The 25,553-nt window shown below is 62.9% G+C and carries 19 protein-coding genes; 6 read left to right on the top strand and 13 right to left on the bottom strand.

Features of this window, described 5'->3' with window-relative positions; all coding sequences use genetic code 11:
* Positions 1–51: 51 nt before the first annotated feature.
* Positions 52–1,125: a peptide chain release factor 1 gene (prfA, locus tag LH365_RS04350; RefSeq protein ID WP_226745444.1), complete on the bottom strand. Its 1,074-nt coding sequence runs from the start codon at positions 1,123–1,125 to the stop codon at positions 52–54.
* Between the two features lie 41 nt (positions 1,126–1,166).
* Complete coding sequence (locus LH365_RS04345; RefSeq protein ID WP_226744969.1) at positions 1,167–1,760, bottom strand: glutathione S-transferase N-terminal domain-containing protein; 594 nt, start codon at positions 1,758–1,760, stop codon at positions 1,167–1,169.
* A gap of 228 nt (positions 1,761–1,988) precedes the next feature.
* Here LH365_RS04345 and LH365_RS04340 point away from each other — a divergent pair, with 228 nt between their 5' ends.
* Entirely contained in the window at positions 1,989–4,169 is a 2,181-nt protein-coding gene (locus LH365_RS04340; protein ID WP_226744968.1) for a bifunctional diguanylate cyclase/phosphodiesterase, read from the top strand.
* Between the two features lie 358 nt (positions 4,170–4,527).
* On the opposite strand, the gene ispG is transcribed toward LH365_RS04340, so the two are convergent.
* Together ispG and LH365_RS04330 are read right to left on the bottom strand one after the other, a co-directional pair.
* Complete coding sequence (gene ispG / locus LH365_RS04335; protein ID WP_226745443.1) at positions 4,528–5,661, bottom strand: flavodoxin-dependent (E)-4-hydroxy-3-methylbut-2-enyl-diphosphate synthase; 1,134 nt, start codon at positions 5,659–5,661, stop codon at positions 4,528–4,530.
* A gap of 68 nt (positions 5,662–5,729) precedes the next feature.
* Positions 5,730–6,989 carry a RodZ family helix-turn-helix domain-containing protein gene (locus LH365_RS04330; protein ID WP_226744967.1) on the bottom strand — a complete coding sequence of 420 codons (1,260 nt, stop codon included), beginning with the start codon at positions 6,987–6,989 and terminating at the stop codon, positions 5,730–5,732.
* A gap of 205 nt (positions 6,990–7,194) precedes the next feature.
* Between LH365_RS04330 and LH365_RS04325 the strand changes: the two genes are divergently transcribed.
* A complete protein-coding gene (locus LH365_RS04325) occupies positions 7,195–7,599 on the top strand; it encodes an acyl dehydratase (protein ID WP_226744966.1) in 405 nt (134 codons plus the stop codon).
* Positions 7,600–7,868: 269 nt separating this feature from the next.
* On the opposite strand, the gene LH365_RS04320 is transcribed toward LH365_RS04325, so the two are convergent.
* Both LH365_RS04320 and LH365_RS04315 read right to left on the bottom strand, forming a co-directional pair.
* Positions 7,869–8,657 (bottom strand): SapC family protein, encoded by a 789-nt coding sequence (locus LH365_RS04320; RefSeq protein ID WP_226744965.1) that lies wholly within the window; start codon positions 8,655–8,657, stop codon positions 7,869–7,871.
* A gap of 197 nt (positions 8,658–8,854) precedes the next feature.
* Positions 8,855–10,927 (bottom strand): TonB-dependent receptor, encoded by a 2,073-nt coding sequence (locus LH365_RS04315; protein ID WP_226744964.1) that lies wholly within the window; start codon positions 10,925–10,927, stop codon positions 8,855–8,857.
* Between the two features lie 156 nt (positions 10,928–11,083).
* Between LH365_RS04315 and LH365_RS04310 the strand changes: the two genes are divergently transcribed.
* A complete protein-coding gene (locus LH365_RS04310) occupies positions 11,084–11,572 on the top strand; it encodes a transcriptional repressor (RefSeq protein ID WP_226745442.1) in 489 nt (162 codons plus the stop codon).
* A 114-nt stretch (positions 11,573–11,686) separates the two neighbouring features.
* Positions 11,687–12,946 carry a pentapeptide repeat-containing protein gene (locus LH365_RS04305; RefSeq protein WP_226744963.1) on the top strand — a complete coding sequence of 420 codons (1,260 nt, stop codon included), beginning with the start codon at positions 11,687–11,689 and terminating at the stop codon, positions 12,944–12,946.
* On the opposite strand, the gene LH365_RS04300 is transcribed toward LH365_RS04305, so the two are convergent.
* The 6 genes from LH365_RS04300 to LH365_RS04275 all read right to left on the bottom strand — a co-directional run bounded on the left by LH365_RS04300 (position 12,930) and on the right by LH365_RS04275 (position 20,992).
* Positions 12,930–13,943 (bottom strand): magnesium transporter CorA family protein, encoded by a 1,014-nt coding sequence (locus LH365_RS04300; protein WP_226744962.1) that lies wholly within the window; start codon positions 13,941–13,943, stop codon positions 12,930–12,932. The genes LH365_RS04305 and LH365_RS04300 overlap by 17 nt on opposite strands.
* Before the next feature lie 124 nt (positions 13,944–14,067).
* Entirely contained in the window at positions 14,068–15,063 is a 996-nt protein-coding gene (locus LH365_RS18735) for a CHAP domain-containing protein (protein ID WP_370639740.1), read from the bottom strand.
* A gap of 334 nt (positions 15,064–15,397) precedes the next feature.
* The gene (locus LH365_RS04290) at positions 15,398–16,516 is read right to left on the bottom strand and encodes an acyltransferase (protein WP_226744961.1); all 1,119 of its coding nucleotides are present in this window, start codon (positions 16,514–16,516) and stop codon (positions 15,398–15,400) included.
* 250 nt (positions 16,517–16,766) lie between these two features.
* On the bottom strand, positions 16,767–17,144 hold the full coding sequence (locus LH365_RS04285; protein ID WP_226744960.1) for a YdbL family protein: 378 nt from the start codon (positions 17,142–17,144) through the stop codon (positions 16,767–16,769).
* 13 nt (positions 17,145–17,157) lie between these two features.
* Positions 17,158–17,355 carry a YnbE family lipoprotein gene (locus LH365_RS04280; protein ID WP_107873997.1) on the bottom strand — a complete coding sequence of 66 codons (198 nt, stop codon included), beginning with the start codon at positions 17,353–17,355 and terminating at the stop codon, positions 17,158–17,160.
* 109 nt (positions 17,356–17,464) lie between these two features.
* Positions 17,465–20,992 carry a YdbH domain-containing protein gene (locus tag LH365_RS04275; RefSeq protein ID WP_226744959.1) on the bottom strand — a complete coding sequence of 1,176 codons (3,528 nt, stop codon included), beginning with the start codon at positions 20,990–20,992 and terminating at the stop codon, positions 17,465–17,467.
* Positions 20,993–21,528: 536 nt separating this feature from the next.
* Between LH365_RS04275 and LH365_RS04270 the strand changes: the two genes are divergently transcribed.
* On the top strand, positions 21,529–22,986 hold the full coding sequence (locus LH365_RS04270) for a peptidoglycan DD-metalloendopeptidase family protein (RefSeq protein WP_226744958.1): 1,458 nt from the start codon (positions 21,529–21,531) through the stop codon (positions 22,984–22,986).
* A gap of 49 nt (positions 22,987–23,035) precedes the next feature.
* Here the strand turns inward: LH365_RS04270 and LH365_RS04265 are convergent, their stop codons facing one another.
* Positions 23,036–24,313 (bottom strand): MFS transporter, encoded by a 1,278-nt coding sequence (locus LH365_RS04265; protein WP_226744957.1) that lies wholly within the window; start codon positions 24,311–24,313, stop codon positions 23,036–23,038.
* Between the two features lie 75 nt (positions 24,314–24,388).
* On the opposite strand from LH365_RS04265, the gene dapE reads away from it, so the two are divergent.
* Positions 24,389–25,543 carry a succinyl-diaminopimelate desuccinylase gene (gene dapE, locus LH365_RS04260; RefSeq protein ID WP_226744956.1) on the top strand — a complete coding sequence of 385 codons (1,155 nt, stop codon included), beginning with the start codon at positions 24,389–24,391 and terminating at the stop codon, positions 25,541–25,543.
* Positions 25,544–25,553: the final 10 nt, after the last annotated feature.

Genomic DNA, 25,553 nt, shown 5'->3' with positions numbered 1-25,553 from the left:
TCTTAGCGCCAATCTTGGTCGGAAAAGCGCTGTACACTTTTCCGGATGTGCTTAACTCATCTCTTCCTCAAGCATAGCCAGACGCGCGGCCTGATCGTCGGCGATCAGGGCGTCGATCATCTGCGCCATTTCGCCTTCCATGAATTGCGGCAGGTTGTAGAGGGTCAGGTTGATGCGGTGGTCCGACACGCGGCCCTGAGGGTAGTTATAGGTGCGGATGCGTTCCGAACGATCCCCCGAACCGACCTGCGATTTGCGGGCGTCGGAGCGCGCCGTGTCCAGCGCCTGACGCTGGATGTCGTACAGGCGGGCCTTGAGGTTGCGCATGGCGATCTGACGGTTCATGTGCTGCGACTTTTCCGAAGAGGTCGCCACAATGCCCGTCGGCAGGTGGGTGATGCGCACCGCCGAGTCGGTCTTGTTAACGTGCTGACCGCCCGATCCCGAAGCGCGATAGGTGTCGATGCGGATGTCCTTGTCCTGAATGTCGATCTCGACATCCTCCGCTTCAGGCAGCACCGCCACGGTCGCCGCCGAGGTGTGGATGCGGCCCCCGGCTTCGGTGGCGGGGACGCGCTGCACGCGGTGGACGCCCGATTCGAACTTCAGCTTGCCGAACACGCCGTCGCCCGTGACCGAGGCGATGATTTCCTTGTAACCGCCGGCGTCGCCTTCGCTGATCGAGTCGATCTCGACGCGCCAGCCCTGAGCGGCCGCGTAGCGCGAATACATACGGAACAGGTCGCCGGCGAACAGGGCTGCCTCGTCGCCGCCGGTTCCGGCACGCACTTCGAGGATGGCCGAGGCGTTCTCGTCCTTGTCCTTCGGCGCCAGCAGAAGCGCCACACCGCGCTCCAGTTGCGGCAGTCGCTCCTTCAGTTCCTGAAACTCCTCCTGCGCCAACGGCGACAGTTCGGGGTCGTTGAGCGCGATCAGTTCCTCAAGCTCCGGACCCGACGCGCGCGCCTTGAGCAGCGCCGTGACCGCATCGACCACCGGCTTCAGTTCAGCGTGTTCCTTCGACAGCTTGACGATTTCCGTTCCGTCGGTGGCACTTTCCATGCGCGCCTCGATCATGCGGAAGCGGTCGACGACCTGATCGAGCTTGGCCTGCGGCAGACGTATCAATAGAAACACCTCAAATAGATTGAAGGCGCTTCATAAACTCAAGACGGATAGGTGTCGATAAAGGATTGGCGCTTTTCCAGATGATCGCGCAACGCCACAATGCGCGGGGCGTCGGCCTGCCAATCGAGATGGGGAAAGCGGAAATCGGTATAGGTCGCCGCGGCGGCCAGCGTAATCTCGGCCAGGCCGGGCTGACCCTCAGCGATGGCGCACAGCCGGTCCGCCGCCGTCAACCCGCGCCGCAGCCCCTCCTCCCAGCGCTTGAGCCATGAGGGCGAACGCTCGCTTTCAGGCCGGCGCGTCTCGATGACCATCTTGACGGCGCTTTCAAGAATCCCGTCGGCCAGCGCCTCCAACTGACGCGCCGCCCAGTAGCCTTCGCCCTGCGGATAAAGCGGATAGGGCCCGTGATGCGCCGCCAGCCATTCGCAGATCAGGGTTGAGTCCACGAACGTGCCCTCATCGGTCGCCAGCGCCGGAATCTGTGCGAAAGGGTTAACGGCCACGTGGTCCGGCACGCTGTCCAGCGTCATGGTCGGCACCTCCTCGACCTGCGTCGACAAGCCCAGTTCACGGACAATAATTCGACACTTTCGCGCAAAAGGCGATCCGGAATTTATAAACAGGCGCATAGGCTTCTCCAGTCAGGGTGGGTATAGATGTCGTGCAACCCTTTGAGCGTCAAGGGGAAAACCTGTGGATGCACACCGCAAACATTACACAACTCATTCATTACAAAAGGTTTTTCCGTTTGCCTTAATTTAAGGGTTTTACCCTATGGTCGTTGCCATAGTAACCGCCCTCAGAATGAGAACGCACTCGTGAAACGAGACCGGAGCGAATTAAGACTTTTAGCCCCCATGACCATCGTCGTGGTCGGCGCGGTATGCGCGCTGATCGGATCCTTATGGATCTGGGCCGCCGAAATTGACAAGGCCAGCCGCGAGCGCGAAGAAAGCTACGTTCGCAACGGCCTGTTGCATCTGGCCGAGACGCAGGCGCGTCTGATGGCACCCATGACCATCTGGAACACCGCTGTCGAAAAGACCGCCGTGAAGTTCGATCGCAAGTTCGCGGCGGACAATTACGGCAGCTATTTTGCCGAGTATCTGAACTACGAACAGACCTTCGTGCTCGACGGCCACAACCGCCCGGTGCTCGCCTGGCAAGGCACACAGGAAACCTCGCTGTCAGCCTTCGACCCGTTCAGTGGCGAAATCGCCCGCCTGTCGAAGGATTTGCGCGAACGCTTCTACGTGCATACGGCTTCAGGCATCGGTTTTAATTCCAGGACCAACGCCATTGCGCGCCTGACGGTGATGGACGGCCACATCTATCTGCTGGGGGCCAGCCTCATCCTGCCGGACAGCAGCCATCGCGAACTGCGCCGGCACGTGCCGTACATGGTCGTCGGCCTGCATCGTCTGAGCCCCGCCGAACTGACCACCCTGTCCGACGGCCACCTGCTGACCACCATTTCCGAGGTCCGCAGCGGCCAGCCTCTGGCGTCCGAAGCCGCCCGCGCCGTCTTCACCGACGCCACCGGACAGGAAAAGGCCGAACTGACGTGGCAGCCGGCCCGTCCGGGGCTCGACCTGTTCATGCGCGCCCTGATCCCCTCGCTGCTGGTTTCTGCCGGCCTCGGTGGCGTCGCTCTGGCCCTTCTGCACCGTAGCCAGAAGACGGCGCGCAGCCTGATCGCCTCGGAAGCGCGCGCCAAGCATATGGCCATGCACGACGCCCTGACCGGTTTGCCCAACCGCACCCTGTTCACCGATCGCCTGACCCAGTCCACAGAGCGTCTGCGTCGTCAGGGCGGTTCGGTCGCCGTCATGTGCATCGGGCTGGACCGCTTCAAGGACGTCAACGACACGCTGGGCCATTCGGCCGGCGACGAGCTGATCCGTCATTCGGCCCAGAAGATCGGCTCCATGATCCGTTCCGGCGACACGCTGGCGCGTCTGGGCGGCGACGAATTCGTCATCATCCAGACCGACACCGACGCCCATTCCGCCGCCGCGCTGGCCAAGCGGGTGCTGGAAGGTCTCAAGGGTCAGGTGACGCTGGAAAGCGGACCTGTCTATTCGACATGCTCGATCGGCGTGACCCTGCTGCAGGAAGCCGAGATCGAGGCCGCCGAGGCCCTGCGTCAGGCCGACCTCGCCCTCTACCGCGCCAAGGAACAGGGCCGTTCGCAATACGCCTTCTTCGAAGTCGAGATGGACGCGACGATCAAGCTGCGCAAGCAACTGGAAACCGGCCTGCGCGAAGCGATCCACGTCGAAGCCATCGATGTCGTCTATCAGCCCCAGGTCGACCACAACGGCCGCATCGTCGGCGTCGAAGCGCTGGCCCGCTGGTCCCACCCGCAACGCGGCCCGATCAGCCCGGCCTACTTCGTGCCGCTGGCCGAAGAATGCGGCCTGATGATGGATCTGGGCAGCCTGATCATGCGCCGCGCCCTGATCGACTCCAAGCGCTGGCCCGGTCTGAAGGTGGCCATCAATGTTTCGGCGACGCAATTGCGCTCTTCGCGCTTCCTGCCGGAACTGAAGGAAATGCTGCTGGAAACCGGCGTCGAGCCGCGCGCCATCGAGATCGAAATAACCGAGGGCATGTTGCTCAATGACGATCAGGCGACGCAGAACACGCTGAACGCCCTGCGTCAGATGGGCTTCTCCATCGCGCTTGACGACTTCGGCACCGGCTATTCCTCGCTGAGCTATCTCAGCCGTTACCCGGTGGACAAGATCAAGATCGACCGCTCCTTCGTGTCGAATCTTGGGGTCGATCCGGACGCCGAGGCCCTGATCCGCGCCATTATCAAGCTGGCCAAGGCCCTGCACCTCAGCATTCTGGCCGAGGGCGTCGAGACCAAGGCCCAGAGCCAGATCCTGCGTCAGGCCGGTTGTGCGATCATTCAGGGCTACCTCTTCTCCAAGCCGGTGGCGCGCGACGAGATCGACCTGATGATGGCCGGTCAGGCTACCGCTCAGGTGACGCACATCACCAATGGCCGTTATATCGCCGGGGTGCGCTAAGCGCTGAAACCACAAAAGAAAAGCCCCGTCAGGTTCGACCTGACGGGGCTTCTTAGTCGTGGCCACGAAACAAGAGTCTCCACAGATGGCCACGGATGACACAGATGAATGCGTGCGTGGTGATATTTTGAGGGAGAAAACAGATTTCACAGATTAAGAGGCTTTAGGTTCCAAACCGGAGAGTCCGGATACTCAAAGGCGCAAAGCGCCAATCTGTGAGATCTGTGGTTTTCCAAAAATCGCAGCGACACATGCTGAAGTAGGCGGTTTGGCTTCAGCCCGTATCACGCGCTCGAACCATCTGTGTGAATCTGTGGCCATCTGTGGAGAAAATCGCTGCCCCGCCAGAGCCAGCCAATCAGACGGTTTCCGGCGTCGCGTCCAGTGCACCCTGCTTGGCGGCATGGGCTTCGACCAGACCGACGATATGCTCGATCATATCGTCATTGGAGACCTTGTGGTCCGGCTTGCCGGCCATATAGACCATGCCGGCCCCGGCCCCGCCACCGGTAAATCCGACATCGGTATAGAGCGCTTCACCCGGTCCGTTGACGACGCAGCCGATGATCGACAGCGACATCGGCGTGGCGATGTGGGCCAGACGCTCTTCCAGCTTGGCCACCGTATCGATGACGTTGAAGCCCTGACGGGCGCACGACGGGCAGGCGATGATATTGACGCCGCGGTGACGCAGACCTAGCGATTTGAGGATATCGAAGCCGACCTTGATCTCTTCGACCGGATCGGCGGCCAGCGAGACGCGGATTGTATCGCCGATGCCGGCCCACAGCAGATTGCCCAGACCAATGGCCGACTTGATCGTGCCAGTGCGCAGCGGCCCGGCCTCGGTCACGCCGATATGCAGCGGGCAGTCGATGGCGTCGGCCAGGGCCTGATAGGCGGCGACAGTCAGGAAGACGTCCGACGCCTTCACCGAAATCTTGAATTCGTGGAAGTCGTTGTCGCGCAGAATATTGGCGTGGAACAGGGCGCTGTCGACCATGGCGCCGGGGCACGGCTCGCCGTACTTTTCCAGCAGGTCCTTCTCCAGCGACCCGGCATTGACGCCGATGCGCATCGAGCAGCCGTAATCCTTGGCCGCCTTGATCACTTCACGCACGCGCTCAGGCGAGCCGATATTGCCGGGATTGATGCGCAGGCACGCCGCACCTGCCATGGCCGCCTCGATGCCGCGCTTATAGTGGAAATGGATGTCGGCGACGATCGGCACATTGACCTGCCTGACGATCTCCTTGAGCGCCACGGTCGATTCCACATCCGGGCAGGAAACGCGGACGATGTCGGCCCCGGCCTCTTCCAGTGCATGAATCTGACGCACGGTCGCGTCGACATCGTGCGTCCTGGTGTTGGTCATGGACTGCACGCTGATCGGGGCGTCGCCGCCGACCTCGACCTTGCCCACGCGGATCTTGCGGCTCTTGCGGCGCTCGATCATGCGCCAGGGGCGAACGTGCGTGTGATCAACCATAATCTACTCTGAAATGCGACGGATTGACCGTCTATGTAGGCCTTCGGACACGGCTTTACCAGTCTGAATAATCAGGGCTGGACCGGCGGGGCTTCGGCGGGCGTCTCCGCAGCGGGCGCTTGCGCCGGGACGTAAGGAATCGGGCCTTCGCGCACCGGCACATCGGCGGGCACGATATGGGCCGGCGTCGCCGGGGTCGTGGCCACAGCGTCTTCCGGCTTGCCCGTAGGGCGGCCCGCCGGACGGGCGGCGTCCATCTGGGCGTCCATCAGCTTGGCCAGGGCGGCCGCACGCGCATTGAGCTTCGACACCGAGGTCGAGCGCTCTTCCATCACTCCGGCAAATTCGCCGTTATAATAGATTTCGAAAGCCTTCGGATCGCCGACATCGACCAGCAGGCTGATCGCACTGACCTGCGGGATGCGATAGGCTTCGCCGGGGCCGAGCTGACGCGCGAAATAGACACGCTTGTCGGCGCCGGTAAGCACCAGATTGACGCTTTTCTGAGCCTGAATGGTGACCATCGATTCCGTCGGTGTCGCGCCATAAACCGCGCCGCGCGGGTTGAAGGCCTTGCGCATCTGCAGAGGCACGCCGACCACGGCGGAGGGATTCTGTTCGGCGCGCTCGGCGTCGATGGCGGCGAACCCTTCTTCCAGCCCCGGCGTGTAGTAGGGCACGGGCAGGTCCTGATCCTTGGGCGCGGGCGCCGACTGGGTCAGCAGCAGCTTTTCGCGCACCAGAGGCACGCCCGGCGACCACACCTTCGGCAGAATATCCGAGGACTGCTCGTGATGCCCGCCCCAGCCCGGCGTGCGCTGGAACAGGTTCCACCCGACGATAGCCAGAACCAGCACCGCGGCAATGCCGCCATAGAGGCGATAGCTGGGCTTGAGGTCCTCGAAAGCCGTGCCGACGGGGGCGCGCAGCTTGTCCGACTGATGCGGGTCGGCGAAGGAGCGCTTGAACAGGTCCGCGAGGCTTTCCTCATCCAGCCCCAGCGCCTTGGCATAGGCCTTGACAAAACCGATGGAAAAGGCGCGCGACGGCAGGCGATCATAGGCGGCTTCTTCCAGCGCCTCCAGATAGCTACGCTTCACCCGCGTGATATCGGCCATGTAGTCGAGCGAGAAGCCCTGCGCCTCGCGCGTGCCGCGCAGGATACCGGCCAGCGTTTCCGGATCGCTGGCCAGCGGCTGATCATTGCCCTGCACCCGGCCACCTGCCAGCACCTGTCCCTGCGCCCGCGCGGCGGCGTCGCGCTCAGCCGTCAGGAAGAGGCCGTTATAGGCCTCGTCTTCAAGAACCGTGATATTGTCCTGTGCACTCATAATACTTCGGCAAACTCTCAACGCCGTCCCCAGCCTATTGGCTCAGCGCATGCGAAAACCAAACCACAGGCCCCGTCCCAAATCAATATGTAAGGCTTTTGAACACAAGGCTTTCTGTCTTTTGTGACAGCCTGTGCAAAAGCGTTGCCGAAACCCCTGACACAGCTTAGAACACATGCCTTCAGTCTTCTGCACGGAGTTGCCCATGCCCGCCGCCTTCGACGATTTGTGGATTGGTCAGGTCGCCTCGATCGGCGCCGGCGTGGTGTCTCAGGAAGATCTCGAACGGTTCTGCGCCGTCTATGCGCCCTCCTGGAACCTTCAGGACGGCCTGCCCGATGCGCTGATCTTCGCCCTGTGGTCGAAGCTGGAACAGGAAGCCGCCGCGGGCTGGCCCCAGACCAAACGCCTTGCGGTCGACGCCCTGCGCTGGTCGCGCAACCCGCCGCCGGGGGAACTGCTGCGCGGTCGCCTGACCATCATGGGCAAGGATGCGGTGGGCGACACCAAGGGCGTGGTCATCGCCCAGCACGATCTTCTGGACGAAGCCGGGCGGCTGGTCTTTTCCTGCCTGACCCGTGCGGTGTTCCAGCGCAATCCGCCCGCTTAGGCCCTGTCAGTCAAACAAACAAAAACCCCGGAAGCTAAAAGCCTCCGGGGTTTTTTCATTTCAGGTCGGATCGTCGCTTAGATTGGTCGCGCAATGGGTCCGAAAAGTGGTGCCCACTTTATCGGATTGCGCTCTAGATCATCATGTTTTCTTATGGAAACATAATGATCTAGATTTTGTTTACGCCCTCGCCGGGCGGTGGCTCCGCCACCTTAGCCGCCGCCGCAATGGCGGCTTGAGCGGAATGATTCCATCAGAAATCTTCCGCTCTAGTTTACGACCGGAGCGCCCTGGTTGCGCTCGATGGTCAGGGCAATCAGCTTGTCCCAGGCCAGCAGCGAGATCAGGTGGGCATAGATGTGCATCAGCGCGCCGTTGTCACGCAGTTCGACCAGCTTGTCGGCCGGCAGCACCGCCAGCTTTTCCTCGTCGACCGCGAAATATTCGGCGATCTTTTGGGGCTCGCCCTGCGAACCGTCCGGATTGGCCGGGCGATAGATGGTTTCGCGCGGTGCCAGCAGATCCAGTTCCTTCAGCAGGTTAACGAAGGATTCGGTGCGGCGGCGCTCGTTCTCGAAATCCGAGCAGAACTGCATGGCGTTTTCGACGAAGGCCGACGGCTTGCCGCCTTCGAAGAAGGGCACGTCCGGATTGTTGGCGGTCACCACCGGCGAGGAGGTGTCCACGCACAGGATCAGGCGCTGCTCCTGCTCGTCATTGGCGAAGACGAAGGGATAGCGGCGGGCGAAAGCCGGCAGGTAGGCGTCCGAACGGAACACGCCTTCGTTCGACACGAACATGTTCTGACCGGCGGCCAGGCCCATGGCGGCGACCGGCATGCGGGCTTCACCGATGAAGACGATTGGGTAGCTCAGCGACGCGGCGGGGAACTCCGCCACGGTCAGCGGCACCACATTGGTTTCGGCGACAAAGGCGTGCGGCGTAGCCGAAGCGCTGATGCCGAGGGCACCATGAGCTTCGACGCTCAGGGGTTCCGGGGTCTTGTAAAACAGGACGTTTCCTGTCAGCGCATTGTCTTGGGTCTGAGCCTGTTCCATGATCGCTCTTTGAAGTGGTAAAAATTGAAGAGCTTCGCTTCTAGCCCATGCCTGCGGGAAAGCGCAAGCGGCACGTCGATATGCTGACGCAAAACAATGGATTCGACCGCAAACCGCCCCCTTCCTGCAAAAAGCCCCTGAAAGCGCAAGCTTCCAGGGGCAAACACTGGCAGGGAAGGGTCAGAAGGCCAGTGCAATCAGAACCGATACGTCAAACCCGCACGCAGATTGCGCCCCGCGCCGACCATGATGTCCTTCTGCACCGAGGTGTGCTCACGGATTTCTTCGTCCGTGACGTTGCGCAGTTCGGCAAAGACCGACACCTTCGGATTAACCCAGTACGAGCCGAAGACATTGACCGCCGTATAGGCGTCGGTCGGCGTCTCGAATTCGGCCAGATGCTCGTCGGCGGCCGTCACGTGGCGGACCTCGACATGGCTCTTCCAGCGCTCGCCTTCATAGCCGAGCGTCGCCGTCACCGCCGGGGGAGCGATACGCGCGATATCGCCCAGATCGCTCTTGCCGCGCACGAAGTCGTAGGCCAGATCGAGACGCACGGTCTGCGCCCCGCGGTTCCACAGGTTGACGCCGCCTTCCAGTTCGAAGCCCCAGAAATCGGCATCGGTCTGCACGTAGCGATAGACCGGCAGACCGTCCTCTTCGGCACCCGTGGGGCGCAGGTCGATAAAGTTGTCAAATCTGCTGGTGTAGAGGTGCGCGTCGACGCTGAAGGCCGAATGGCGGTCCATCTGCCAGTGGCCGGTGGCCTCAAGGCTGTAGCCCACTTCGGACTCGAGCGTCGCGTCACCGATCTCATAGGCGCCGGTCCCGGCGTGCGGGCCGTCGGCCAGCAGTTCGACGTCCGACGGCGCGCGCTCCGAGCGCGTGAGGCTCAGGCCGAAGAAGCTGTGGTCGGAGGGCTTCCAGAAGCCGCCCAGCGACCCGGAGAGATTGTCGAAATCCTTCGAGAAACCCGCGGAGGTGATCTCCTTGCGGTCACCGCGCAGGCCGCCTTCTATACCCCAGATTCCCTTGTCGAGGCGTGACTGGGCATAGACCCCGAATTCCTTGGTGGTCGAAGACGGCACGAAGGCCTCGGCCCCGATGGCTTCGAAATTGCGCTCCAGCAGGTTGAAGCCGACCGCGCCCGACACGTCGCCCATCTTCTGACGGATCAGGTTGACGCGCGCCTCGTAACCGTCCGACAGGAAGCGGGTGCCCACTTCGTCGCCTTCGAACTCGGTGTGCTCGTAATCAGTATAACCCGCATCCGCCGTCAGCTTGTTGAAGCCGGCAAAACCGATATTGACCGAAGAACGGAAATCATAGCGGGTCTGCTTCAGGCCGATGGTGACCGGGCCTTCTTCCTCGTGTTCGTGGTCGTCATGATCGGCGTCGTGCTCTTCCTCGCCGTGGCTGTGGCCGGGCACGCCGTAGAGGGTATCGGTGTGCTTAACACTCAGGCCGGCGAAACCGAAGTCGCCGACATAGGACAGGCCGGCCCCGTAGGCGCTCAGATCGACGGCGGAATTGATCTGACGGTCGCCGGTGTCCGGTTCTTCGCCCTCGGCATCGGTCAGGCGGCGCGATTCCGGTCCGACCGGTGTTTCGTAATCGTCGCTTTTGCGCTTCAGGGCGTCGGCGGTAAAGACCCACGGCCCCTGCCCCGTCTTCACGTTCAGCCCCAGTTGCTTGCCGTTATCGACGCTGGAGGCCTGCGCGGTGAAACGGCCCTCGATGCCGTCTTTGGCTGTAGTCGAGGCGATGCGGTCGTCAATGATATTGACGATGCCGCCTATGGCGTTGCCACCGTAGATCAGGGCCGACGGGCCGCGCAGCACTTCGATGCGCTGGGCTTCGACCGGATCGGTGGCGGTGGCGTGGTCGGGCGAAACGGCTGAGGCGTCGATCGCCCCCATGCCGTTATTGAGCAACAGCACGCGGAAGCCGTCAAGGCCACGGATGACCGGGCGGCTGGCACCCGGCGCGAAGGCCGAGGACCGCACGCCCGGCAGGGTGGCCAGCATGTCGCCCAGTCCCTGCGCCGGCTTCTGATCGATGGCGGCGCGGTTGAGCACGTCGACATTGCTCATCAGGGCGTCCTTCGATACGCCATAGGCCGTGCCGGTAACGACGATCTCGGTGATCTCCTCGTCCTTCTGAGGCGTGGCGGGCTGCGGCGCGGCGGACGTGGTCTGAGCCAGGGCGGGCGTGACGGCGACAAGGGCGCCGAGGCTGACACCGAAGGCGAAAAGGGTGCGGGCGTGCATGTGGAGAGGCTCCCGAAGCAAGATAACGGGCAGCACACACAAACGGCTGCCCCGGATGCGCAACTGTTATGTAATAACATAAATAGTGTCAAGCGGGGGCCCGGCGCTTTTTAACGGCCAATTGCGCAAATCAGCGAGTCTCCCTACATTATGAGCATGTCTCACGCCTGCGACCACGATCACGACCACGCTCACCATCTCGATCACGGGGGCGTCGAGGCGCGCCTGAGCGAGGCCCGCCGCCTGTGCGAGGCCCAGGGCGAGCGCATGACCGCCCCGCGCCTGCGGACGCTGGAACTGATCCTCGGCGAAAATGCGCCGGTCAAAGCCTATGACGTCATCGATCGCTTTCATCCCGAGGGCGCGGCGAAACCGCCGACCGTCTATCGTGCGCTGGCCTTCCTTGAGCAGATGGGCCTGATCCACCGCATCGAAAGCCTCAATGCCTTCGTCGCCTGTCAGGGCCACGCCGACGGCAAGGCGGTGCAGCCCCACGCGGCGGCCTTCCTGCTGTGCGACTGCTGCGGCGGCAGCGAAGAAGTGGCGGTGAACCTGCCCGAAATCGACCGGCAGGCGGCGGCCAGCGGTTTCGAGACGCGGCGCATCACGCTGGAAGCGCGCGGCCTGTGCAAGGCCTGCCGCTAAATCGGCAATATTTAGCGGCCCCCATCGAGACGTAGAATATCTTTTCACCTTTTCGGTCTAGGCTAATGGCAACGCGGCCAAAGTCCGCCCCCCGCCCTCGCCCCGGAAACGCCTTTGCCGCTCGTCCAGTCCGCCGCCACGCTGCAGCCCATCGATCCGGGATCGTTGAGGACCATCCTCGACCTGCATCAGAAGTACAAGACGATGAAGCCGGGCGGGCAACTGGCCAACCTCGCCTATATCGACCTGACCGGCGTCAATCTCGAAGGGGCCGATCTGTCCGACGCGGTGCTCACCGGCGCGTGTCTGCGCGGCGCAGCCCTGCGCGACGTCAATCTCAGCCGCGCCAACCTGTTCGGCTGCGACCTGCGCGAAGCCGACCTGCGCTTTGCCGTGCTCGATCGCGCCGATATGCGCGGGGCCTGCCTGCGCGGGGCCAATCTGACCGGCGCCAGTCTGACGCGCTGCGACCTGCGCGAAGGCCAGATCGCCTTCAAGGACGAACGCCACGGGCTGCGCCTGATGAAGCATGAAAAGCGCGCCGGGGAACTCGACTACGCCATCCTGTCGGGTGCGGACCTGTCGGGCGCGCGCATGACCGGAACCGCGGCCGTTTCGGCCGATTTCCGCGACGCCCAACTCGAAGGGGCTATCCTCACCCATGCCAAGCTGCGCAACGCTTCGCTCGACGGCGCGAACCTGTCTTCAGCCGACCTGTCGTCCGCCGACCTGTCCGGCGCGTCGCTGAAGGGCGCGGTGATGGTCGGCACGACGACCCAGGGCATGACCACCAAAGACGCCGACATGTCGGATATCCTCGTCGCTCCGGTCAGCGTCTTCATCGACGACGAGCCGCTCGACGCCCTGCTCGACTCTTATGAGGCCTGGTGCAACAGCGGCGGCCAGCAGGGTTCGACGCAGGATTTCAGCGGCCTCGATTTCCGCAGCACCGCCACCCTGATCGGGCGCAAGCTCACCGCCGCCAACATGGCCGGGGCCGTGCTTTACGGCATGGACCTGTCGGGCGCGCAGCTTCAGGGCGTGAACCTGTCCGGCGCCGATCTGCGCATGGCCAATCTGTCAGGAGCCGACCTGCGCGGTGCACGCCTGATCGGCGCACGCCTGACCCGCGCGACGCTTGACCGGGCCGACCTGTCGCCCCTGCCGCTGGGCGGCGACCGTACCTTGCGCACGGACCTGTGCCGCGCCGTGCTGACCCACGCCAGTCTCAAAAATACGGATCTGACGCGCGCCCGCCTGCTGGAGGCCGAGATGGCGCACGTCCGCGATCAGGGCTGCAACTATACGCTGGCGAAAGATAATCCTCTCGCTGTGGCGCAGCCATCAGGAGGAGAATTTACAGCCATCCCTTGATGCGGAACCACACCAGCGGCACCACCGCCGACAGCACCATCGCCGCCACTACCAGCGGATAGGCCCACGGCACGTGCAGTTCCGGCATGAATTCAAAATTCATCCCGTAGAGCGAGGCGATCAGGGTCGGCGGCAGAAAGGCCACCGAGGCCACGGAGACGATCTTGATCGTCGTGTTCTGCTCCAGATTGATCATCCCCAACGCGGCCTCGTGCAGATAGGCGATATTGCCCGACACGAAGGCTGAATGGTCGTTGAGCGAAGCCACATCCTTTTCTAGCGTGCGCAGCTTGTCATGGAAGGCGTTGAAGCCGGCATCGTCCGTCCCGACGACTTCATGATCCAGCGCCCGCGCGAACAACAGCAACCGTCCGAAGGAGACCAGGCTGTCGCGGATGCGCGCCGTATCCGACTGACAGCGGCCCAGTTCGCGCAGCACCTTTTCCAGATTGCGCCCGCGTTTGGGCGCGAAGATGCGGCCTGAAATCTCGTCCACCGTGGCCGAGGCCTTTTCCAGCAGGTCCGCCGTGCGGTCGATCAGCACCTCCAGCAGGTTGCCCAGCGCTTCGTGCGGCTGATCGCAGGTCCCCGACTGACGGATGGTGCGGTCGGCGAAGATGCTGAACGACTTGGGGTCGATGTAGCGGATGGTGATGAGGTGCTGACGATGCAGGACGAAGGTCACCGGCCCCGATTGCAGATGTTCGTGCCCGCCGTAAAAGGCCACCTGCGCCGTCATGAAGGCCGCGCCGTCTTCCAGATAGAGCCGGGAGGAGAACTCGATCTCCTGCATGTCCTCGCGCGTCGGCAGGTTCAACCCGACCACGCCTTCGACATAGCGCTCTTCCTCGCGGTCGGGTTCGAAAAGGTCGATCCACACGCCGTCCGGCGTAATCTCGCACCAGCCGGTCTCGTCTCCCGCATTGTCTTGTGCCGCCGGCGGCACGACGGTCAAAGCGCCATCGCGGGAGGTGTCGCGGCTGTAGATATTGAGCATGGGGCCTCTAAGCAACCTCTTGGGCAGCAGATCGTCATTGCATAGGCCGCTTTGTGCGTATCTGACAAATGCAAAACGCCGCTGGCGAACCAGCGGCGTTGCAAAGCTCGGAAAAAAATCAGGCTCAGGCCTTCTTCTTTTCCGTCTTTTTGGTTTCGGCTTCAGCGACCTTTTTGCCGGCGGCCTTCTCAGCCTTCACGTTCTTCAAAGCCGGCTTTTCACCGACTTCGGCGACGGTCTTTTTCGAGGAGGTTTTTTCGGATTTGGCCGACTTGCTCTTGCCCGATTTACTTGGGGCAGCGTCGGCGACCTTGGTGGTCTTTTCAGAGGCCTTCTTCGCCACAACCTTTTTGTCAGACGCCTTCTTGTCCGAAGCCTTATCGGCGGTGGCCTTTGCCTTTTCGGTCGTCTTGGCGTCGGCCTTCGGGGTTTCAGTCTTCGGGGCCTCATCCGCCGAAGCGGAGGCCAGCGTCTGGCTGCGCGGGGCTTCGGCATCCACCGCACCCGAGGTCAGAGCGGTCGCCAGCGCCTTGTTGCTGGCCTTGGAAGAGGTCTTTTGCGCGACCTTGTCGAAAGAGGAGGGCTTCTTGACGGTCGGCTTGTCGAGGACCTGGGTGACGAGGTTCTCGCCCATCTCCTGACCCTTCTGGGCGGCCTGATAGATAAAGCCGTAGGTCGGGTAGACGGTGGTGCCGACATCGGCGATCGGGCCGTACCACACCTTGACCTTGGACCAGTCGCCCTTATCGGAAACGTCGACGACGGTGACGTCCTTTTCGACCTGACCGCGGCGGCCGCCGATCGGCGACCAGTTGGCGTGGGTGATCTGGATAACGCGCTCGGTAACCACCTGAGAGACGACGGCGACGTGGCCCAGTCTCATCTTGCCTTGCGGACGGAAGACCAGAACCGCGCCGGCCTTCGGCGCCTGACCCTTATCGTATTTACCCGAAGCGCCATCCCACCAGGTCCAGGCGTCACCGAAAATGTTCATGCCCGTGATCGACCGGGCGAAGGTGACGCATTGCCAGTAGGGAGATTTCTTTTCGGCGGCCTGGGCACCCACGGCGCCAAACGCCAGCACAGCCGACAACGCAAATACGCTTAGTCTTTTCAGCACACGAGCACTCCGTTTGGGGCCTGATCGAGGCGCCTTTCAGGCGATCCTCTTAGGGGTCTTACAGGGGGTGGCTGCGGGTGAAAAAGATCAGCTAAAACGCCCGCAACATTTACTAGTAGTGTTTTGATACATAACTCACAGGCATTTACAAAGCCTTTATTTTCGGCGACGTGGTAAATTTCCCACATTGTCAAAGGCCCTGCACCGACATGTTGCAAAAAAGTTGTTAAACATCAGTTAACTATAAATTCAGGGCACAGGCGAAAAAAATGGGCACCCATTCCCCTTATAAGAGAACGGACGCCCGGTTTTCAGTCTTTGTTCTGCTAACGGATTATCTGGCGAACTGATAGGCGAGTCGGTAGCGCATCTGATCGCCCAGATGACGGACCACCTTACGCATCGGCAGTTCGACCACGTGGTGCGCCAGCATGGCCACCGGCACGATGGCGACCAAACCGATCGACCACCACAGCAGCGGCAACGGCGCATCGCCGGTGCCGAGCACCATGCCCATGACGTTGAGATAGACCCACTTCCACGGCACATAGACCATGTACATGGCGAAGGACACTTCGCCCAGATAGACCAGCACGCGGTTGCCCATGATGCCGCCATTGCCGAAGCGCGACACGCACAGCAGCATCAGGCCCAGCGCCGGCACTATCAGCGCGTCAATCTTCAGCCACGAGGCGGCGGCGATGACGACGAGGCTCGATACAGCCGCGCCGATGGCGGCCATCTGCGGCGTCAGCTTGTCCGCACGCCAGACGAGGTACAGGGCGCAGCCGAGCATGAAGGCCGGGACGATGCGCAGCGCGCCCCAGAAGACGGTGGCCGAGGTCAGCTTGAAGCCCATGAAGGCTTCGAAAATCATATAGAGGCTGACAAGGAACGTCACGGACAGGCCGACGGCCAGCCACGGACGGTCGCGCATCGACCACGCCACCGTGCCGAAAACCGGGAACAGCAGATAGGCGAACCATTCCGCTGAAATCGACCACGACGGATGGTTGAACGCCGCTTCCGGGGCCAGACCCCAGGCCTGAACGAGGAACAGGTGCGCCGGCAGGGACGGCCAGTTAACGAGGTTCTTGTCGACATTCATCCCCTTCAGCGTCGCCGCACCCCACAACAGGATGGCGAAGCACAGGGTCGCCAGATGCAGCGGATAGACGCGCGCCCAGCGGTTGACGATGAAGGAGTCGTATTTGAAGCCGCCTTGGGCCAGCGAGTCCATATAGACGTGGCTGAGGATGAAGCCTGACAGGATGAAGAACAGGTCGACGCCCAGATAACCCTTCTCGATGATGCCGAGCGGGATCGCGCCTTCCAGAGCCGACCAGTAGCTGTAGAGGATCACCCATACGGCCGCAAAGAAACGCAACGAGGTCAGAGGCCGGATGGTGTCAGCGGCGGTCGCCGAAACGGCGGCGCGGATGGGGGTCGTCATGGTGCAGGCTCCTGTTCCGGGTGTCCTGAAATAAACCAGTCAGGCGAGTTTTTGGCGAGTTTTTGGCGAGTTCTCCGGAAGCACTGCACTTTGTATGCCGTTTTACGCACGAAAAAGCCCTGCGGCAGAACCTGCCACAGGGCCTATAAAAATCCGGTAAAAGGTAGGCACCAACCCTCAGGTTGGTGCTCTATATTCTGACGCGCTTGTTAATCCGAAAAGTGCATTCCACTTTTCGGCAAGCGCTTCGCTACTTACGCTTCCAGCTACCCGAGTCGTCCTTGTAATATTCCCCAGACTTCACCTTGGGAAAAATCACATTGGTATAGGCCGAAGCCCCGGCAGCGGCCGGAGACACGCCATTCTTGGCGGCGGCTTCGGCGTAGACGCGGGCGCGGCCGGCATTGATCTCATCGACCGCCGCCAAGGTGGCGGCGTCGGCCGAGCCCTTGACGAGGCCCAGATAGCCGTCGGACTGCTCGCCGACCGTACCGGCGGCCTTGGCGGCATCGACAGTCGCCTTGGCGGCAGACTGGGCGTAGGCCGGGGCGTTGAGGGCGACACCGGCGGTCAGCACGGCTGTTGAAACGACAACGGCGCTGAGGATCGAAAACAGGGTCTTTTTCATGCTCATATGGTCCTTAGAACAGGTCCGGGTTTTGTTTGACGAGGGCCTTCACGTCCTCATCCAGCGAGATGCGCACATTGGCGTCGAGTTTGGCGTAGATGGTGATCGGATCGACCTTGAGACGCACCGTGGGGGTGCAGGCCGCCGTCAGTGCGACGCCCGCCAGAAGCAGGGCTGCCATACCCGCGCGGGCGACAGGGGATTTCAACATGAAGGGCTCCAAAGCAAGAGATCATGACCGTTTTTACCAGCTATAAGCTGAACCGGGCCTGAATGACAGACTCATTCTATGGCCAATCTATGCCGGCCAATTGTGTCGGCTATTTGATCTGCGACCAGTCGAATCCACCGCGTTTCTGCACCTCGATATAGTCTTTCAGGAATTCATCGAGATTGTAGTTCACGTCGAGGTTCAGATTGACCTGCGTATCGGACGGCAGATCGATGGGCTTCTGCGTCCAGGTGCCGCGCAGATAATCGATCAGACCGATACGCGCTTCCTTGCGTTCAGGCGGATCGTAGCGACCGACGATGCGGAAATTGAAGTTCAGCAGGCCCTTGTCGTCGGTGTTCACCGCTGCCGACAGTTCCTGATAGGCCAGATTTTCCATCGCCTGATAGGCCAGCCCTTCGACCACGTTCGGCGGAGGGGCTTCCGGCGCCGCCACCGCCTTTTCCTCGTTCGACACCCCTGCACCGTCCGCCGACATGTCGGTCACGGCGTTGCGGCGGATCGAGACGCGGCCCGGCCCTTCGCCGAGCAGATAGCCCTTGCGCACCGCCAGCTTACCCCCGGCGAACTCGAACGGCAGCTTGCCCGATACGAAGCCGGTGAACTGCGCATCCCTGGCGAAGGGGCTGGACGCCACGACCTTGCCGAAATCGACCTTGTCGAAGCTCAGTTCGCCCTTGAAGCCCTTCGTTACGTCGAACGGCACGTCCATCGGGGCCAGCGCAAAGTCGCCGCCCTCGCTGGTCACGCGCGCGCTTTCGAGCTTCAAGTAATCGCCGGCGAACTGCATTACCGCCTTCACGTCCTTGAGCGGCACGACGCTGGTGACAGTGCGCGCCGTCAGGGTCTGACCCGGCGCAGAATGCAGCGGTGCGAGCGAGGTAAAATCAATGCGCCCGTTCAGCCCCTCGACCAGACCGGCAGGACCGGTAAAGCCCATCTCGTTCAGCGTCAGCACACCGCCCGACGTCGATCCGTCGCGCGACCAGCCGAAATAGCCGTTGAAATCGACCTTACCCACCGTGTCGCGCTGGATAAGGCCTGCGACCATCGGCGTCAGGTCAAGCGGTTGTAGAGCCTGCGGTGCGAAGGTCAGGTTGATCGCGGTGATATCGGCGCGGCCCGTCCCGGTGGCGACGTCCGAACGCAGCACCACCTCGGCCAGCGGCCCGGCGGCGCGCGCCTGCACCGCCGCATCGGCGGAATTGACCAACAGCTTGCCGTCCAGCGTCTGGCGACCCTGGGCGATCGCGCCATTGACCGTCACCGGGTGGAAGCGCGGCGCTTCCAGCGCGTCGGTGGCCGTCAGCGTCTTGAGGGCGATATTGAAGCCCAGCCCCTCGGCGAAGCTGTTGGTCGTAAACGTCCCCTCGCCGCCCGCCACGGTCACCTGATAGTCCGGGGCCGCGGCCTGCAGCCCGTCGAAGCGGCCTTCGCTGCGCCACTGACCACGGTCGAGCGTCAGGATCGGCACGGAGGTCGGACACAGGCGCGCGCTGACCTCGCTCATGCGACCGCCGATGTCGGCGCGGTCAGTGGTGAACGGCACGCAGTCGTCCAGCCGCACCTGCAACACGCCCGCCGCACTATAGACAAAGCGGCCATGGGCTTTCGCCGCCGCGCCATAGACCGGTGCGAAGTTGAAATTCGCCTCAAGGCTCAGACGGCCATCGAGCGCGCCCTGCGCCCCGAAACCGAAATCGTAGATACGCGCAGTGATCGGCGGCAGGTTGTCGCCCGTCGTCACCACGCTGAACGTGCTGCGCGCGTCGCTGGCGATCAGCGGGGAGCGGCCCTCGGTCGTCAGGCGGATTTCGCCGCCATCCAGCGGACGGATCAGCACCGGCTTGCCCGGACGCACGGCGAAGCGGTGGGTCGGCCCCTGCCCGCTCAGGGTAATGCGCACATCGTCGGCCTTGAGGCTGAACCGGTCGGCGGCGCGCGTCAGCGCCACCATCAGGTCCGGGCCTTCCGGCGGCGCGGGCACGGGCGGCGTGCCCGCCGGCAGGCGCGCATTGGCGGCGTCGAAGGCCACACGGCCCTCAGCCAGGGCCCTGGTGCGATCGGCGGCCAGAGCCCCCATGCCGCGATAGCTGCCCTGACGGCCCGCCACATCGGTGGTCAGGGCGATCTCATAACCGCCGTCACCCAGACGACCGGTCCCGTCCAGACGCGCATTGACCCCGGCCAGCGTCAGGTCGCCCTGCACCACCCGGCCGGCCGTGGCGCGGCCTTCGAAGCTGAGGTCGGTGCCTTCCGAGCCGTGGGCCAGTGAGAAGCCGTCGAGGTTTACCTCGGTCGCCTCCAGCGCCAGCGCGGCCTGCGTGAAGGCCCCGGCGCGCAGGCTGAGCGGCCCGTCAAGCGTCAGGGCCGAAGCCGCATCGAGCGCCAGATCGCTGCGCAGGGTCAGGTCCTGCGCCGTCAGCCGCACGGCGCGGCCCTGCATATTTCCTCTGGTGAAGCCGTCGAGCGTGGCCATCACCTGCGACTTGCCTGAGAAGGCAACCCGCGTGTTTTCGAAATCCACCCGGCCATTAAGGCCGATCGTGCCGTCGAGCCCTTCGACCGCCATCGCGCCCTCGACCGTATCGGCGCGCAGGGCCAGTATGCCGCTCAGCACGCCATCGAAGGCGGACAGGGGGGATTTGCGAGACGCTTCGTCCGACAGCTTGCGGTAGGGCAGGCGCAGGTCGAGATCGGCGTGCGCCCCGCTCAGGCGCGTCGCCGGATCGCCCAATTCACTGTTTTGGGGTTCCGCCGCTTTGAACACCAGGTCGCTGGCGGACAGATTGGCGTCGATGCGCAGCGCCTCGCCGGCATCGGCGTCCGGCTCGGCCTGGATGCGGATATGACCGTCCGACAACTGCCCCTGCAACAGCGGCCCGTTCAACTCGCCGGGGACCAGCTTGGCGTCCAGCGCCCGCAGCCGCCCGCCCTTCAGGCTGACGCCACCGGTCGCGGCGATGGCGCCATAGTCGGTGCGCACCTTGATACGCGCATCCTCGACCAGAATGTCTTCGGGCAAAGGTCCACCGCCTCCGCCGCCCTCGCTCTTGAGGATACGGTCCAGCCGCCCGAAGCCTAAGCCCTTCTTGTCATAGGAGAAGGTCAATTCCGGCTTGACCAGATGAATGCGCTTGATGCGCGTCAAAGGCTGACCAAAGCGCAGCAGATTGAGTTCGTAATCGATGTCGAAGCGCTCGATCTTCAGATCCGGACGCCCCGCCTCACCGAGCATCACGCGCCCCGACACATGATTGAAGCCCAGCGCATCGATGCGCAATTCGGAAGGAATATCCTGAGAGCGCAACCAGCCCTGCGCCACTTCGCGGGCGATATCCTTGCGCGCCGCGTAGGCGATGACGCCTACCGCCGCCGTGCCCCACAGGGCCAGCATCAGCCAGCCGCCGACCTTGAGATAGCGCTTGCGTTTGCCCGGCCCACCGCCGGAACTGCCCCCCGGCGTCGAAGTCCCGCCATTGTCGCCTCCGCCGCCTTTGGTGCGCGCGGTCGTACCCTCCACCGCGCGGGTGAAACTCGACTGGGGCGGCAGCCGCACAGGGAACAACAGCTCACCTCCATCCTCGGGCGCATCGGTCAGAATGTGGGTGCGCAAACGGTTCAAGCTCTCACGGGGACGAAAGGGTGGACAAAGGTTTACGTCGGCATTATGGCACGCAACTCTTAAAAAAGCCGGTCACAACCGATTCTTTTTATTACCGTATCCGGACCATTACCGATCCCTTACCGAGGCGTGCGGGCCGCTGAAATGCATTTTTCCGCACGCGGTTACGCAAAGTGATCCGGTCGCGGACCAAACCAGCAATCCGGGTCGCAGGTCGTAAAAAACCCATAAATGAGCCCTCAAAGGGCCTGTTTAAGCCGGATATTAACCTTCTACGCCTAAGTCGGACAGACCTTTTCGCTGCTTTCTTGCGGAAAACCGGTGATAGGGAGGTCCATATGCGCCTCATTTTCGCCTCATTCCGGCGTATGCAGGGGCGTTAACACTTTCAAATTCGCGTATTGCGACCCTGGGTCGGATTACGCATCCCCTCATCGGGGAATACAGGCTAACTGGGCGGCGGAGAAAACGGCTCCGTTTGAGTACAGCCCGCGTTGTGTAACCTCGTATACCGTTTTTGGATTGTAATGGCTCAACTCGACCCTCGCCGCCAACCTGTTCGCCTGACCCCGATGGTTCTGGTCTCCGCGACCGCCCTGACGGTTGGCATGCTGGTCTGGCGCGTTTTCCAGCCTCTGCCGAGCGAACTGCCGACTCTTGACCCCAGCGCGACGCTGGCGCTCGAAACCCGCGCCTTGGCCGAAGCCGCCGCGCGTCCGGGCTTCACCCAGCCGGTAAACGTTCAGATCATGGTGCGCGCGGGCGAAACCCTGACCCAGGCCCTGACCCGTTCGGGCGTGTCCTCGACCGAGGCCAGCGCCGCCGTCACCCTGCTGTCGCAGGCCTTCGACGTGGTCAATGTCGGTAAGGGCCTCAGCCTTCAGGCCGCCATCGCCCGTCCGGAAAGCGGCAATTCGCCCGCACAGCTTCTGGGCCTGACCGTGCGTACCGGCCCCGCCAAGCAACTGACCCTGACCACCAGCCACGACGGTTCCATGCGCCTGCGCGCGCTCGAAGAATCCGTGCGCGACGAACGCCGCGTGGCCATCGGCACCATCGACGGCTCGCTGATCACCTCGGCCACCGCGCTGGGCGCGACCCCGAATGTGACCGGTCAGGTGCTCAAGCTGTTCGCGCACAAGATCGACTTCGAACGCGACATCCAGCCCGGCGACACCTTCAAACTGGTCTTCGACCGCAAGGTGACCGAGAGCGGTCGCGTCGTCGAATCCGGTAATTTGCTCTATGCCGAGATCAGCGCCAAGGGCCATATCACGCGCTTCTATTCCTATAAGCGCAAGGGCGACAAGGACTCGCAGTTCTTCGACGACGCCGGCAAGAATATCAAGGGCTTCCTGCTCGCCACGCCGGTCGCGGCGGCCCGCACCTCTTCGGGCTACGGCATGCGCCGCCATCCGATCCAGGGCTTCATGAAGATGCACACCGGCGTCGATTTCGCCGCCGGCACCGGCACTCCCATCTACGCCGCCGGCGACGGCACGGTCGCCGATGCCAAGTGGTGGGGCGGCTACGGGCGTTGGGTGCGCGTGACGCACACCGGCGACTGGGCCACCGGTTATGCCCACATGTCGCAGATCAAGGTCCGTCCGGGTCAGCGCGTCAAGCAAGGCGACCTGATCGGCTATGTCGGCTCGACCGGCAATTCGACCGGCCCGCACCTGCACTTCGAAGTGTGGTACAAGAACCGCCCGATCAACCCGAAGGACGCCAAGGTGCCGCAAGGCACCATTCTGGCCGGTCAGGACCTCGTGGCGTTCAAAGCACGCAAGCACGAACTGGACACCATGATCGCCATGGCCGACCTCAAGCGCACGCAGGACAACCTTCCGTCGCAGGCCCTGGCCATGAAGGCCAGCCCGTACAAGTACGAGGACAATGGCGCGGCCAACAAGCTGGTCGCCAAGACCGAGCGCAAGAACATTCCGCTGCGCCCGGCCCTGTCCACCACGCGCGGCAGCCAGTAAAAGACGAAAAGCCCGGTTCTGCCGGGCTTTTTCTTACTCAGGCTCTTCTCTATTCCAGCTTATCCACCCGATACAGCGCCGGAAACAGCTTGATCCACGCGCCGGTCACCAGTATCGCCCCCACCCCGCCGAACAGGGCCGCGCCGATGGGACCGAGCAGACGCGTCGCCACGCCGCTTTCAAATTCGCCCAGTTCGTTCGACGCCCCGATAAACAGGTAGGACACCGCCGCCACACGCCCGCGCATGGGGTCAGGCGTGACGATCTGCACCAGCGTGCCGCGCACAAAGACGCTGACCATGTCCGCCGCTCCCAGCACCGCCAGAGCCGCCACCGAGACAAAAATATTGGTCGACAGGCCGAAAATGATGGTCATCAGACCGAACACGGCCACGCCGCCATACATCCATTTGCCCGCCTGATATTTCAATGGCCGTCGCGCCAGCCAAATGGCCGTCATCATGGCCCCTACGGCCGGAGCGGCCCTGAGCGCGCCGTAGCCGATCTCACCGGCATGCAGCACATCGCGTGCGAAGATGGGCAGCAGGGCCGTTGCGCCGCCCAGCAGGACCGCTGCCAAATCGAGCGACAGGGCGCCAAAGACGATCTTGTTGGTCCAGATATAGATCAGGCCTTCGCGCACCATCTCCATCTTGGAGCCGGTCGGCGCATTGACGGGCCGGGTGTCGGCTTTCAGCGTGGCGATCAGCACGCCGCCGATAAAGAACAGAGCCGCCGAAAAACCATAGGCGAACATGGCCGAAACGCTGAGCAGCAGACCGCTGACCGCCGCGCCGGAAATCCCGCCGATCTGAAAGGCCAGCGCATTCGAGGCGATGGCGCGCGGCAGGAGGGCCTTGGGCACCAGCATAGGGCCAATGGCCGAAGAGGCCGGGGCGATAAAGGCCCGCGTCGCCCCCAGAAAGAAGGACAGCACGATCAGGCCGGCAATCGGCGGATGCTCAAGGGCCGACAACCCCATATAACCCAGGGCGATCACCGCCTGAAACGCGATGGTATAGCCCATGATCTTCTTGCGATCGTAGCGGTCGGCCACGATCCCTGCCGGCAGGGTGAAGGCGAACATGGCGATAAACTGCGTCAGCCCCATAATGCCGATGTACAGCGCCGCCTCGCCGATCCCCGAATCCTTGCGTGCCGTCTCATATATCTGCCAGGCGATGACCGCGCTCTGCGACGAGAAACCCAACACCGAACACAGGCGGGCGATCCAGAAATTGCGGTAAGCCGGTATGCGAAAGGGGTTTTGCGATTCCGGCTCCGATGGCGGCTCGGAAACGATTTCAGGCGAAACGGGAGAGGTCACGGCGGTATCCGGTAAAACAGAACAGGCGATTGTTTTCGCTTTTGTTCGGGCCGAACTCGTCTTACACCAGCCCCCATGACGAATATACCCGAAAACGCGCTCGATCCGGTCGAACTGACCAAGGCCCTGATCAACCATCCGTCCGTGACTCCGGTGGACGCCGGCGCCATGGACCGCGTGCAACAGACGCTGGAATCGCTCGGTTTTACCTGTGAGCGGCTGAGGTTCGGGGAGATCGAAAACCTCTATGCCCGACGCGGGACGGCCTCGCCCAACCTGTGCTTTGCCGGTCATACGGACGTGGTGCCCGAAGGCGCACTCGAAGGCTGGCGCTCGGACCCGTTTGCGGCGACGATCGAAAACGGCGTCTTGACCGGGCGCGGGGCGGTGGACATGAAGGGCGGCATCGCCGCGTGGATCGCCGCCGTCTCCCGGTTCGAGACCGTGCCCGGCTCGCTGTCCTTCCTGATCACCGGCGACGAAGAAGGCGAAGCGCTGGACGGCACCAAGAAGGTCGTTGAACACCTGAGGCAAACGGGTGAGGTCATCGACCACTGCATCGTCGGCGAGCCCACCTCTTCGGCGGTTCTGGGCGATATGATCAAGGTTGGCCGCCGCGGCTCGATCAACGCCACGATCACCGTGACCGGCAAGCAGGGCCACGTCGCCTATCCGCAGCGCGCGCTCAACCCCGTGCCGGTGCTGGTCGCGATCATGGCCGAACTGGACGGGCGCGTGCTGGATGAGGGCTATGAGCGCTTCCTGCCGTCGAACCTTGAAATCACGACCTTCGACGTGGCCAACAAGACGACCAATCTGATCCCGCAGACGGCGTCCGGACGCATCAATATCCGCTTCAATCCCACCCATTCCGGCGCGTCTTTGCAAGCGTGGATCGAGGAGGTCTGCGCCCGTCACGCCGAGCGCACCGGCGCGAAGATCGAGGTCAAGGCGGCCATTTCGGGCGAGGCCTTCCTGACCGAATCCGGGCCCTTCGTGGACGTCATTCAGGACGCCATCCGCGATGTGCTGAAGGTCGAGGCCGATCCGTCGACCACCGGTGGCACATCGGACGCGCGCTTCATCCGCGCCCTGTGCCCGGTGGTGGAGTTCGGTCTGGTCGGTCAGACCATGCACCAGGTCAACGAGTCGACCCCGGTGCAGGACCTTTATGACCTGACAGAGGCCTACGCGGCGCTGATTGCACGCTATTTCAAGGTGTTTGCGTAAATCTCCTCCC

It is taken from the genome of Asticcacaulis sp. AND118 (assembly GCF_020535245.1).
Taxonomy (GTDB): domain Bacteria; phylum Pseudomonadota; class Alphaproteobacteria; order Caulobacterales; family Caulobacteraceae; genus Asticcacaulis.
Note: the sequence above shows the minus strand (reverse complement) of the source record. Positions and strands in the feature narration are given on the sequence as shown.

Excerpts from the sequence above, each read along its gene's own strand:
- LH365_RS04280 (WP_107873997.1), bottom strand. The coding sequence starts at position 17,355 with ATGTTGAAATCCCCTGTCGCCCGCGCGGGTATGGCAGCCCTGCTTCTG.
- dapE (WP_226744956.1), top strand. The coding sequence starts at position 24,389 with ATGACGAATATACCCGAAAACGCGCTCGATCCGGTCGAACTGACCAAG.
- LH365_RS04300 (WP_226744962.1), bottom strand. The coding sequence starts at position 13,943 with ATGCTCAATATCTACAGCCGCGACACCTCCCGCGATGGCGCTTTGACC.
- LH365_RS04310 (WP_226745442.1), top strand. The coding sequence starts at position 11,084 with ATGTCTCACGCCTGCGACCACGATCACGACCACGCTCACCATCTCGAT.
- LH365_RS04330 (WP_226744967.1), bottom strand. The coding sequence starts at position 6,989 with ATGAGTGCACAGGACAATATCACGGTTCTTGAAGACGAGGCCTATAAC.
- LH365_RS04285 (WP_226744960.1), bottom strand. The coding sequence starts at position 17,144 with ATGAAAAAGACCCTGTTTTCGATCCTCAGCGCCGTTGTCGTTTCAACA.
- LH365_RS04270 (WP_226744958.1), top strand. The coding sequence starts at position 21,529 with ATGGCTCAACTCGACCCTCGCCGCCAACCTGTTCGCCTGACCCCGATG.
- LH365_RS04320 (WP_226744965.1), bottom strand. The coding sequence starts at position 8,657 with ATGGAACAGGCTCAGACCCAAGACAATGCGCTGACAGGAAACGTCCTG.
- LH365_RS04290 (WP_226744961.1), bottom strand. The coding sequence starts at position 16,516 with ATGACGACCCCCATCCGCGCCGCCGTTTCGGCGACCGCCGCTGACACC.
- LH365_RS04315 (WP_226744964.1), bottom strand. The coding sequence starts at position 10,927 with ATGCACGCCCGCACCCTTTTCGCCTTCGGTGTCAGCCTCGGCGCCCTT.
- LH365_RS04345 (WP_226744969.1), bottom strand. The coding sequence starts at position 1,760 with ATGCGCCTGTTTATAAATTCCGGATCGCCTTTTGCGCGAAAGTGTCGA.
- LH365_RS04325 (WP_226744966.1), top strand. The coding sequence starts at position 7,195 with ATGCCCGCCGCCTTCGACGATTTGTGGATTGGTCAGGTCGCCTCGATC.
- LH365_RS04340 (WP_226744968.1), top strand. The coding sequence starts at position 1,989 with ATGACCATCGTCGTGGTCGGCGCGGTATGCGCGCTGATCGGATCCTTA.